The organism is Streptomyces sp. NPDC017993, assembly GCF_044328065.1.
In the GTDB taxonomy this organism is placed as follows: Bacteria; Actinomycetota; Actinomycetes; order Streptomycetales; family Streptomycetaceae; genus Streptomyces.
In genome coordinates, this window is the sequence record NZ_JBIRGO010000026.1 from 92,985 (window position 1) to 103,369 (window position 10,385).

The 10,385-nt window shown below is 73.8% G+C and carries 11 protein-coding genes; 8 read left to right on the forward strand and 3 right to left on the reverse strand.

The features are described 5' to 3' along the window. Nucleotides 1-53 precede the first annotated feature (53 nt). Together ACH4FH_RS34115 and ACH4FH_RS34120 are read right to left on the reverse strand one after the other, a co-directional pair. Nucleotides 54-533, reverse strand: coding sequence for a heme-degrading domain-containing protein (locus ACH4FH_RS34115; RefSeq protein WP_398559824.1), 480 nt, complete (start codon nucleotides 531-533; stop codon nucleotides 54-56). After that, complete coding sequence (locus tag ACH4FH_RS34120; RefSeq protein ID WP_398559825.1) at nucleotides 530-1,651, reverse strand: Gfo/Idh/MocA family oxidoreductase; 1,122 nt, start codon at nucleotides 1,649-1,651, stop codon at nucleotides 530-532. Before ACH4FH_RS34120 ends, ACH4FH_RS34115 begins: the two co-directional genes overlap by 4 nt. Nucleotides 1,652-1,706: 55 nt before the next feature. On the opposite strand from ACH4FH_RS34120, the gene ACH4FH_RS34125 reads away from it, so the two are divergent. The 5 genes from ACH4FH_RS34125 (at nucleotide 1,707) to ACH4FH_RS34145 (ending at nucleotide 6,586) form a co-directional block, all read left to right on the forward strand. Next, nucleotides 1,707-2,891 (forward strand): ROK family protein, encoded by a 1,185-nt coding sequence (locus ACH4FH_RS34125; RefSeq protein WP_398559826.1) that lies wholly within the window; start codon nucleotides 1,707-1,709, stop codon nucleotides 2,889-2,891. A 225-nt stretch (nucleotides 2,892-3,116) separates the two neighbouring features. Next, nucleotides 3,117-4,220, forward strand: coding sequence for a hypothetical protein (locus tag ACH4FH_RS34130; protein WP_398559827.1), 1,104 nt, complete (start codon nucleotides 3,117-3,119; stop codon nucleotides 4,218-4,220). A 161-nt stretch (nucleotides 4,221-4,381) separates the two neighbouring features. Further along, entirely contained in the window at nucleotides 4,382-5,161 is a 780-nt protein-coding gene (locus ACH4FH_RS34135; protein ID WP_398559828.1) for an HAD-IIA family hydrolase, read from the forward strand. A 124-nt stretch (nucleotides 5,162-5,285) separates the two neighbouring features. Further along, nucleotides 5,286-5,873, forward strand: coding sequence for a hypothetical protein (locus ACH4FH_RS34140; protein ID WP_398559829.1), 588 nt, complete (start codon nucleotides 5,286-5,288; stop codon nucleotides 5,871-5,873). A gap of 11 nt (nucleotides 5,874-5,884) precedes the next feature. Continuing rightward, the gene (locus ACH4FH_RS34145; RefSeq protein WP_398559830.1) at nucleotides 5,885-6,586 is read left to right on the forward strand and encodes a sortase domain-bontaining protein; all 702 of its coding nucleotides are present in this window, start codon (nucleotides 5,885-5,887) and stop codon (nucleotides 6,584-6,586) included. 49 nt (nucleotides 6,587-6,635) lie between these two features. Here ACH4FH_RS34145 and ACH4FH_RS34150 read toward each other — a convergent pair whose 3' ends face one another. Then, nucleotides 6,636-7,307, reverse strand: coding sequence for a FadR/GntR family transcriptional regulator (locus ACH4FH_RS34150; protein ID WP_398559831.1), 672 nt, complete (start codon nucleotides 7,305-7,307; stop codon nucleotides 6,636-6,638). Nucleotides 7,308-7,478: 171 nt separating this feature from the next. Between ACH4FH_RS34150 and ACH4FH_RS34155 the strand changes: the two genes are divergently transcribed. The 3 genes from ACH4FH_RS34155 to ACH4FH_RS34165 are packed head-to-tail and all read left to right on the forward strand — an operon-like array spanning nucleotide 7,479 to nucleotide 10,254. Then, complete coding sequence (locus ACH4FH_RS34155) at nucleotides 7,479-7,802, forward strand: hypothetical protein (RefSeq protein ID WP_398559832.1); 324 nt, start codon at nucleotides 7,479-7,481, stop codon at nucleotides 7,800-7,802. Continuing rightward, nucleotides 7,799-8,872 (forward strand): WXG100 family type VII secretion target, encoded by a 1,074-nt coding sequence (locus ACH4FH_RS34160; protein WP_398559833.1) that lies wholly within the window; start codon nucleotides 7,799-7,801, stop codon nucleotides 8,870-8,872. The genes ACH4FH_RS34155 and ACH4FH_RS34160 overlap by 4 nt, the downstream gene beginning before the upstream one ends. Continuing rightward, entirely contained in the window at nucleotides 8,869-10,254 is a 1,386-nt protein-coding gene (locus tag ACH4FH_RS34165; protein ID WP_398559834.1) for a hypothetical protein, read from the forward strand. The genes ACH4FH_RS34160 and ACH4FH_RS34165 overlap by 4 nt, the downstream gene beginning before the upstream one ends. Nucleotides 10,255-10,385 lie beyond the last annotated feature (131 nt).

Below are 10,385 nucleotides of genomic sequence, written 5' to 3' on the forward strand. Positions count from 1 at the left end.
GTACGGCCGACGGACCCCGAAGGGCCGTCGGCCGTACGCGTGGTGCCGACGGGTCAGCCGGCCAGAAAGCGCTCCAGGGCCTCGACCACGAGGGCGTGGTCCTCGGCCTGGGGCAGTCCGGACACCGCGACCGCTCCGACGACGCCCGTGCCGCGCAGCCGGATCGGGAAGGCGCCGCCGTGCGCGGCGTAGCGGTCCTGGTCCAGCCGCGAGGACTCCTCGAAGGTGCGGCCCTTGGCACGGAAACGGGCACCGACGCGGAAGGAGGACTCCGCGTAGCGCTCGACGACGGCGCACTTGCGGGCGAGCCAGGCGTCGTTGTCCGCGGACGTGCCCTCCAGCGCGAAGTGGAAGAGCTGCTGGGCGCCGCGCCGGATCTCGACGGTCACCGCGGCGCCGCGCTCGCGCGCCAGTTCCACCAGCAGTGACCCCAGCCGCCAGGCGTCGTCGTTGCCGAACGCGTCGAAGACCAGCCGCTCCTCCTGGGCGGCCAGTTCGGCGAGTTCCTCGCCCGCCCCGCCGCCGGCGCTCACGCCGCGGCCTCGATCCGGACCGTACGGCCCTCGGCGGCCGAGAGCTTGGCGGCCTCCAGCACACGCAGCGCCGCCGCGGCCTCGGTGGCCGTCACCGGCGGCTGCCCGCCCTCGCGCAACGCCCGCTCGACGGCGGCGTAGTAGGCGGGGTAGTCGCCCGCGAGGGTGGGCACCGGGTCGCCCCCGCCGGTCTGCGGTGACTCGCCGGCGCCGAGCCTGCCCCAGTCGGACTCCGGCTCCACGCCCCAGTCCGCGCCGTCCGCGTCGTCCGTGCCTGGCCGCAGGCCCGCGCGCAGGGCGGCTTCCTGCGGGTCGAGGCCGTACTTCACATAGCCGGCCGAGCTGCCCAGCACCCGGAAGCGCGGCCCGAGTTGCGCGGTGGTGGCGCTCATCCACAGGTGGGAGCGGACCCCGCTCGCGTGGGTGAGGGCGAGGAAGGTGTCGTCGTCGGCGGCGGCGCCCGGACGACGGACATCGGACTCGGCGTAGACGGAGACGACCGGGCCGAAGAGGGTCAGCGCCTGGTCGGCGAGGTGGCTGCCGAGGTCGTAGAGCAACCCGCCGATCTCCGCCGGGTCGCCGGACTCGCGCCAGCCGCCCTTGGGCTGCGGCCGCCAGCGCTCGAAGCGCGACTCGAAACGCTGTACGTCGCCCAGCGCGCCGTCCTCGATCAGCTTGCGGACGGTGCGGAAGTCGTTGTCCCAGCGGCGGTTCTGGAAGACGGAGAGCAGCAGCCCGCGGTCGTCGGCGAGGGCGGCGAGCTTCTCGGCCTCGGCCGCGGTGGCGGCGAGCGGCTTGTCGACGACCACCGGCACGCCGGCCTCCAGCGCGGCGGTGGCGAGCGGCACATGCGTCTTGTTGGGCGTGGCCAGCACGATCAGGTCGAGGTCCGCGGCGCGGTCGAGGACGGCCTCCGGGGTGTCGACCGTGGTGACCTGCGGGTGTTCGGCGCGGGCCTGCGCCTGCCGCTCGGGGTGGGCGGTCGAGACGGTGTCGAGGACCAGGCCGTCGGTGGCGGCGATCATCGGGGCGTGGAAGACCGAGCCTGCCAGGCCGTAACCGATGAGGCCCACGCGGAGCGGGGCCTGGGGATCGAAGGTACCGGTGGAGTCGCTCATGCATCCACTTAAGCAACGCTGTTGCCAAAGTGCAAGCGATGCGGACAATGGGTGGGTGACCAGCAACGATCCAGCTCACCGCGCCGCCCCTCCGGTAGAGGGGCCGAACCGTTTGGACCTTCCGGCCGGCCACCCCGGCGCCAACCTCCCCGCGCTGCGCGGCCACAACGCCGCGCTGGTGCTCGGCCTGCTGCGGGCGGCCGGCGAGGACGGGGTCAGCAGGCTGGAGCTCGCCGAGCACACCGGGCTGACCCCGCAGGCCGTCAGCAAGATCACCGCCCGGCTGCGCGCCGACGGGCTCGCCGCCGAGGCCGGCCGCCGCGCCTCGACGGGCGGCAAGCCCCGCACCGTCCTGCGACTGGTCCCCGGCGCCCGACACGCCATCGGGCTGCACCTGGACCGCGACGAGCTCACCGCGGTGCTCGCCGACCTCGCCGGCGAAGCGGTCGCAGTCCGCCGCGCCCCACTCGCCTTCGAGGCCGGCGCCACGGAGGTCCTGGCCACCGCGGAACGCGAGGTCACGGCGCTGCGCGCGGCCGCCGGCGGGCCCCCGGTGCTGGGAGCCGGCGTGGCCTGCCCCGGGCCGCTCGACCACAATCGCGGCGTGCTGCACCGGGTCACCGGCGCGCCCGCCTGGGAGGGATTCCCCCTCCGGGAAGCGCTCGCCGACCGGCTCGGCCTCCCCGTGGTGCTCGACAAGGACACCAACGCGGCCGCCCTCGGCCTGGCCCGGAGCACCCGCCGGGGCTCGTTCGCGTATCTGCACCTGGGCACCGGGCTCGGCGCCGGGCTGGTGCTCGACGGCGCCCTGCACCGCGGCCCGCGCACCGGCGCGGGCGAATTCGGGCACCAGGTCGTGCAGTTGGACGGGCCGCCCTGCGACTGCGGCCGGCGCGGCTGCATCGAGGCGCTCTGCCTGGCGGCGGTGGCACGCGGTGACCTGGCGGAGGCGGCCCGGGTGCTCGGCGTCGGCGCGGCCAACCTGGTGGAACTGCTGGACATCGACCGGGTGCTGCTGGGCGGGCGCACGGTACTGGCGAGCCCGAAGGACTTCCTCGGTGGCGTGGCACGGGTGCTCGCCGCCGAGGCCGGTACGCGGGGCAGGACCGGGCCGCCGGTACAGGTGGCGCCGGCCCGGGGCGGCGCCCGGGTGGTGGCGGACGGGGCGGCGCAACTGGTGCTCGCGCCGCTGTTCGGGGCGTCCGGTTCCGCCCTCGCGGCCCGCCGCGAGACCTCCTGAACGCACCGCCGTACGGCGGCTAATCACGATGAGCGGAAAGTCAGCTGATAAGGGGGGAATCGGCGGCTGGTCGGGTGCACACGGGCCGGACCTTCCGGCAGGGCGAGGCGTGCGTGGCAGGGTCCTGAGGGTTGTCCAGCCCAGCAGCCAGGCCGGGCTCGCGGGCCCGCTGCCTGCGTACCGGCCGAGTCCCATGCCCCGCCGACCGAGCAGCGGAGGACCGCGATGCATCCGTCCGGCGCACTCACGCGCACCGTAGCCACCGTTCGCCGCAGAGGCGCCGCGTACCCCGCACGCTCAGGGGGCCGCCGCGGCATCCGGGGTGCCGGGCCCGCCCGCGGTGTGCTCACCGCCGGGCTCTCGGCCGCCCTGCTGGTCGGCGCGGCGGCCACGCTCGGCGCGGCGCCGGCCGCCGCCCACACCTCGACGCCCGCCGCCCGGGAAGCCGCCGCACACGGCCCGGTTCCCTCTGTCTCCTGCGGGCGGCCCGACAGCGCCCGCTTCCCCATCGACGCACGGGTCGCCGGCGGCCCGCGTGCCTACCCGGCCGGTGGCGACTGGCAGAACTGGAAGCTGGAGCTGCGCAACAACACCGACGCCGCCTGCGAGGACGTCCACCCCGTGGTCGTCCTCGTCGCGGCCCACCGCGGCCTGCGCTCCGGATCGATCCACCTGGAGTTCCGCGACCCGGCGGGCGGCGGCTGGCGGCCGGTCCCGTTCGAGTCCACCGAGCGCGACGAACAGATCGGCGTATTCGGCAAGGGGGCCGACGACGGGGCGGGGGGCAGCCCGGCGGAGCGGGCCGCGGGCCGCGGGGTGACCGTCCCGGCGAAGGGCACCACGACCCTGCCCGTCCGGATGCGCTTCGCCCCGGAAACCCCGCAGAGCGACCTCACCGCCAAGGTCACCACCATGCAGCGCCGCGGCAGCGACGGTGAATGGGTCGGGCAGTCCGACGACTACCGCTTCGCCGTCCGCCCCCGCGACACCTCGCGCCCCCGGAGCCCCGGCACCCCCACAGCGCCTTCCGCCTCCGCGGCCCCCGGACTACCCGTGCCGCCCGGTGCCCCCGTGCCGCCCGTATCCCCTGTGCCCCCGATGGCCCCTGTATCCCCTGTGTCCCCGGTATCTCCCATGTCCCCCGGACTCCCCGTTCCGCCCCGGGCCCCCGCATCCCCTGACGCCACTCCCGCACCGCACGAACCCACCCCACCCTCGGAATTGGCAACGACCGGCCACGCCCCCGTCTTCGGCTTCGGTGCGCTGGGCGCCGGCATGCTCCTGAGCGGCGGCGTGCTGCTGGCGTGGGCCCGCCGCCTGCGGCGTTGACCCCGCGGCGCCGACCACCGCGGGGCGGGGTAGTGCCATGACCGGCTGACTTAGGGTGGGGGCGTCGGCCGTACGTACGAGGAGCGGGTCACCCCGAGCGACCCGCGTCGGATACGGGACGGACGGCGGCCCTGGTCAACACGTACGGCAGGAGTCCGGCAGTGGCAGAGCGCAAGCCGATCGAGTCATGGCTCACCGACATGGACGGCGTCCTGATGCACGAGGGCATCCCCGTCCCCGGGGCGGACGCCTTCATCAAGCGGCTGCGCGAATCGGGCCGGCCCTTTCTCGTACTGACCAACAACTCCATCTACACCCCGCGCGATCTGCACGCCCGGCTGTCGCGGATCGGGCTGGACGTGCCGTGGGAGTCGATCTGGACATCCGCGCTGGCCACCGCCCAGTTCCTGGACGACCAGCGCCCCGGCGGCACCGCGTACGTCATCGGCGAGGCGGGTCTGACCACCGCCCTGCACGACATCGGCTACGTCCTGACCGACCACGAGCCGGACTACGTCGTGCTCGGCGAGACCCGCACCTACAGCTTCGAGGCGCTCACCAAGGCCATCCGGCTGATCAACGACGGCGCCCGTTTCATCGCCACCAACCCCGACGAGACCGGCCCCTCGGCCCAGGGCGCGCTGCCCGCCACCGGATCGGTCGCCGCCCTGATCACCAAGGCGACGGGCGTCGAGCCGTACTTCGTCGGCAAGCCCAACCCGCTGATGATGCGCCACGGACTCAACGTCATCGGCGCGCACTCGGAGACCTCCGCGATGATCGGCGACCGGATGGACACCGATGTGCTGGCCGGTCTGGAGGCGGGCATGGAGACCTTCCTGGTGCTCACCGGACTGACCCGCCCCGAAGAGGTCGAGCGGCACCCCTTCCGGCCGTCCCGCGTCGTCGACTCCATCGCGGACATCGTCGACCTGGTCTGACGCCGCGTTCGGGCCCCGGCGGACCGCCGGGGCCCTGACCTTCACCTCAACGGCGCACTGGCGGGCCGCACCGGATGCGGCCGGCCCCGCGCGGGCGGACCTTCGGAAGTATCGGAGGTTCACCATGCGCTCACCGCAACTCACGTTCTGTGCCGCTGTGGCGGCCTGCGCGGTGACGGCGGCGCCCGCCCATGCCGGGGAGAAGCCCGGCGCAGGGACCGAGACGGTCTCCGTCACCCCCGTCTCGGCCGTACCCGGTGGGGACGTCACCCTGCGGGTCACCGGCTGTCCTGCCGCCGAGGCCACCGCCCTGTCGGGGGCGTTCGCCGGCACCGTTCCGCTCGCCCGGGCCGCCGGCGGCCTGACCGGCCACGCCCGGATCAGCTCCGACGCGCAGCCCGGCGCGCACCCCGTCACCGTCGCGTGTCCCGGCACGCACGGGCGGACGACCCAGCTCACCGGAACGATGCAGGTCAGCGCGCCGATCGCGCCGAGCGCGGCCGGACGGGGCGGCGCCCGGCCGGCCACCGGGGAGACCCCACCGGGACGGCCCGCCCCGGACAGCGAGGCCGCGCCCGCGGGGGAACTGAGCAGCACCTTCGCGGTCGGTCTGGTGCTCGCGGGGGGCGTGGTCCTGGTCATCGCGGGGCAGTTGTTGCGGTTGCGGTTGCGGCTCCGGCGCGAACGGCAAGGCGGTACGGATGAGAGCTGAGGGCGGCACAGATGAGAGCTGACGGCAGCCGGGCGAAACCGCTCGGCACCGGCCATGGTCAACTGCTGACCGGCGTGGCCTGGGCGGTGTTGCTGCTGGGACTTTGGGTGTGGGGCCGTGACCTGACGGACGGGGTCGCGGCCCAGCTGCCCACCACCGGCGATGTCGCCGCCGTCGGCCGTCCGCCGGGGGCGCCCGCGCACGCCCACGCCCCGCTGGCCGCCTCGACCACCGTCCGGCCCACCCTCCTCACCATCGGCGCCCTCGGCGTACGGGCCGACGTCGTCGCCCGCGGCCGTGCCACGAACGGCGCGGTGACGCCGCCGCCCCGGACGGCGCCGGGAGTGGTGGGCTGGTACGCCGAGGGACCGCCACCGGGCGGGAAGGGTGCCGCGCTGCTCGTCGGACGGGTCGCCACCCCGTCCGACAGAGCTGTCTTCTACGGCCTGAGCAGCATCAAGCCCGGAAACCGGGTGGAGGTGCAGCGCTCGGACGGCAGCACCGCCCAGTTCACCGTCGAGGACGTCAAGCTCTACGACCGTGCGCACCTCGACGCCCGCAGGGCCTACGGAGCGCATGAGCGGGGCCGGTCGGAACTCCGGCTGATCGCCACCGGCGGCACCGTCGACCCGGCATCCGGCGACCGCTCCACGAACGTGGTCGTCTCCGCCTACCTGACGGGATTCACGCCGGCGAGCCCGGTGGCCGGCTGAATGACCTGAGCACCCGACCGCCTTTCCGCACACACCATCGGTCAAGGGCTCAGGAACTACGCAGCCTTTGGCGAATATTGTCGAAGTGCTTCCGCACGGCCCGTTCCGCGCGCCCCGCGTCCGCGGAGCGTACGGCCGCCACGATCTCCCCGTGCTCGCGCCAGGTGGCCCGCGGGTCCGCCGTCGCGTCCGCCAGATCCGTACGCACCCGGTGAAAGGCTTCCCAGAAGGCGTCCAGCACTTCACTGAGGAGCGGGTTGGCCAGCCCCCGGTACAGCGCGGCGTGGAACGCCCGGTCGGTCTCCGCCGCCACCGCCCCGGCCGCGGCCTCCCCTTCCATCCGGGCCACCAGCCCGTCCAGTTCGTCCAGATCCTCCGGCGGCACCTGACCCGCGAGGCGGACGATCAGCCCGGCCTCCACCGCCTCGCGCAGCTCCAGCAGTTGGCGCAGGCTGTCCTCACCACGCAGATGCCCGGCGACCGTACGGAACGCCAGGCCCTCACTCATCGGCGCCATGGTCATCGGCCCGACGTAGGTACCGAACCCGTGCCGGATCTCCACGATGCCCATCGCCTGCAGCCCCTTGAGCGCCTCCCGCACGGAGTTGCGGCTCACCCCGAGCAGCTCCATCAGCTCCGGCTCGGTGGGCAGCGCGGCGCCGGACGGCAGCCGCTCGTCGATGATCAGCCTCTTGATGCGGTTCTGAATGTCGCGCGCCATGCGGTGACTCTGCCCCGGGAACGGCGATTTGACCAGCGATATGACGGCATTTCGTCGCGCGGTGAAGGCCGGGTGAAAAGAGGACGAGTCAGGTAAAGCGATGGACTTGAATTGGTAAAGTGACGCCCCAAATGACTCCGCGAAGCGGCGAGTCGACGGAATGGGGGCGTCATGGCTGACGACATGTACATCGACGAGACGCAGCTCAACAAGCTCGGCAAGAGCTTTGAGACGCATGCATACGATTTGGAACAGTATCTGAAGGAATTTACCTCGAAAACGGGCGACGAGCAGATCCACGACGGCTTCGGAATTCTCACCGAATCCGAAGAAATCACCTCCGCCTACATCGAGTTGGCCGAGCACATGGCCAAGTCGCTCGGCAACCTCCACCGTCACCTCGACGGCATCGGCGGCGGCATGCGGGAGAACGCCAAGAACACCGAGTCCGCGGACGATGCCATGGCCGACATGTTCAAGGGGGACGGCAAGTGAGCGAGGAGAGCGTTGCCGAGAAGGTCTACGAAGCGGGCATCGAGATCGTCAACCCCGGTGGCCGCCCCGACGTCCTGCGGGACGCGGCCCGTGGCTGGCGCACCATGGGCGATCACCTCGACACCATGTTCTCCACCCTGGACACACAGGTCCAGAACACTCTTGGGGAGCACTGGCGCGGTGAGTCCGCGGACGCCTTCAAGGCCCACTGGGACGAGCTCAAGAAAGCCGTCGACGAGACCGTCCCGGTCTTCGAGAAGGCCGCCAAGGGCCTCGACGAGGCAGCGGACTCCATCGAAACGATCAACGACGAGATCCACCAGATCTACCTGGAGATCGGCGTCTCGGTCGGGGTCGGCGTCGCCCTGTCCTTCGTGACCCTCGGCTTCGGTGCCGCGGCGGGTGCCGCCAACGCCGCCCGCCTCGCCGCCCAGGCGGCCCGCGCCGCCACTCGCCTCGGCGCCATCCTCAGCAAGGTCGCCAAGGCGTTCCGCGCCATCCAGACCTTCGCCCGGGCCGGCAAGTGGCAGCGCTTCCTGGTGGAGATGGGGACGCAGTACGCGGGCGGCTTCGCCTCCGGCGTCGGCACCAGCGTGATCAGCGGCAAGGGCCCCGAATGGCGCGACAACGCCATCAACGCGGGCTACGGCGCCCTCGGCGGAGCGGGGGCGGGAGCCCTCATCGGCGGCCGGCTGGGCGGCGGCATCGCGGAGAGCGCCGTCTCCGGCGCCCTCGGTGGATCCGGGGCCAGCGTCGTCGGCGACCTCACCAACAACGCCATCAAGGGCGAGGACAACGACGGCACCCAGATCGCCATCGGCGCGGTCTTCGGCGGCCTCGGCGGCGCCGCGGGGGGCGCGGCCACCCACCACGCCATCGATGGGCAGAATCTCAATGGCACCCGCGAACTGGGTATCGACGTCGGCATCAACGGATCGGTCGGCATGGGCGCGGGCGAGGCCGGCAACGACATCAAGGACGCGCAGGAAGACGCGACCAAGGGGAACGAGAAGGGTGCGGAGCGAGTGAAGGACAAGCCTGACACGAGCAAGTTCGGGGCCTTCGGGTGAGCGCCGGGGCGGTGCGGCTCGGCCGTTGCGTCACGGTGGCGGGCCCGTCCGCACTCATCGTTCTGACGGGCGGCTGGCTGTTCCTGGGCGCCGGCCCCGTCCGTACGGGTGTGGTGTGGGCAGCGCTGGCGGTGGTGGCCGCGTGCGTGCTGGCGCTCATCGGACACGTCCTCACCGGGGGGCGGGCATCCCCGGAACAGGCGTACGCCAGCGCGCTCGACGCGGCGCGCGACCCCGCGGGCCGCCCGGGTGCGCCGGTACCGGCGGCGCTCCACAGCTCCCGCTGGACCTGGGCCAGGATCACGGCTGTCGCGGTCGCGGTACCCACCGCGCTGGTGCTGTCCGTCTGCCTGGGCACGGCCGATCCGGACCGCAGCCCCACCGCCACCCGGATCGCGGGCGCCGACTACGTGATCAAGGAATTGCCGGTGGCCGCCGTCGGCAATGTGGTGCGCGCCGGAAGCAGCAGCCGTTCCGCGGCGACCGCCGACTACACCGTGCGACTGCCTTCGGCCGGCGACGGCAAGGACGTCTCAGCGACGTTCCGTGCGGAGACCAGGAGGGGCCCCAGGGGCGTGGGTGACACCTTCCCCGTCGCCTTCGCGCCCGCGCAGCCCGGCCTGGGGGCCGTCGGCGCCCTCACATCGGCCGAGATCGAGACGCAGCTCGAAGGCCGCACGCTGTCGCACGGCAGCTCCCTCTTCGCCGCGGTGGGATGGGCCGTCGTCGCGCTCGCGATGCTGGGCGTCGCCTCCCCGCCGCGCCGGGCCCGGCGCGTCCAGGGGGACTGGGTCGCCCTCCGCGCCACCGTCACCGGCGCGGCCGAGCACGTCGAGCCGCCCTCCGGCAGTGACGCGAAGAAGGACGGGAAGAGCACCTCGCGCTACAAGTGCCTGACCCTGAACACCGAGGCGGGCGATGTGCCGCTCAGCCTGGCGGCGTCGCACGAGCGTGCGACCCCGCTGCTTGTCGGCCGTGCGGGCTGGCTGGTGTGGAACCCGGCGGCGACCGGGAAGAAGGTCGCCGCGGACTTCGTCGCGGACGAGGGCTGGCAGTTGCCCGGCCGCGTCCCGGGCGCCGAGGCCGCGCGGGTCGCCGCTCAGCCGCGCGGGCCGGTGGCGATCGACGCCGGCCGGCAGGTCCGGCTCCTGGAGCTCGGCGGCCTCTGGCCCCGTACGGTTCCGGTGTCCGTCCTGCTCGGCCTGCTCCTTTCGGTGGCCGCCGCGGGCGCTCTGCTGCTTCCGGCGGACGGCGGCTGGCGGGTCTGGACGGCCGTGGCGGGCGTCGCCGCGCCGTTCTTCGTCTGGATGCTCGGCGGTCTCCTCGCCCCGGCGAAGGCATCGGAGGACAGGGCGCCGGTGGCCGGGGAGCCGGCCGCCTGACGACAGAGCAGCCGGGGGGGGCCGGGGGGCGGCCCCGCCCCCCCCCCCCCCCCCCCCCCCCGCCCCCCCCCCCCCCCCCCCGGGCCCCCCCCCCCCCCCCGGGCCCCCCCCCCCCCCCCCCCCCCCCCCCC

Excerpts from the sequence above, each read along its gene's own strand:
- ACH4FH_RS34120 (WP_398559825.1), bottom strand. The coding sequence starts at position 1,651 with ATGAGCGACTCCACCGGTACCTTCGATCCCCAGGCCCCGCTCCGCGTG.
- ACH4FH_RS34130 (WP_398559827.1), top strand. The coding sequence starts at position 3,117 with ATGCATCCGTCCGGCGCACTCACGCGCACCGTAGCCACCGTTCGCCGC.
- ACH4FH_RS34140 (WP_398559829.1), top strand. The coding sequence starts at position 5,286 with ATGCGCTCACCGCAACTCACGTTCTGTGCCGCTGTGGCGGCCTGCGCG.
- ACH4FH_RS34145 (WP_398559830.1), top strand. The coding sequence starts at position 5,885 with ATGAGAGCTGACGGCAGCCGGGCGAAACCGCTCGGCACCGGCCATGGT.
- ACH4FH_RS34150 (WP_398559831.1), bottom strand. The coding sequence starts at position 7,307 with ATGGCGCGCGACATTCAGAACCGCATCAAGAGGCTGATCATCGACGAG.
- ACH4FH_RS34155 (WP_398559832.1), top strand. The coding sequence starts at position 7,479 with ATGGCTGACGACATGTACATCGACGAGACGCAGCTCAACAAGCTCGGC.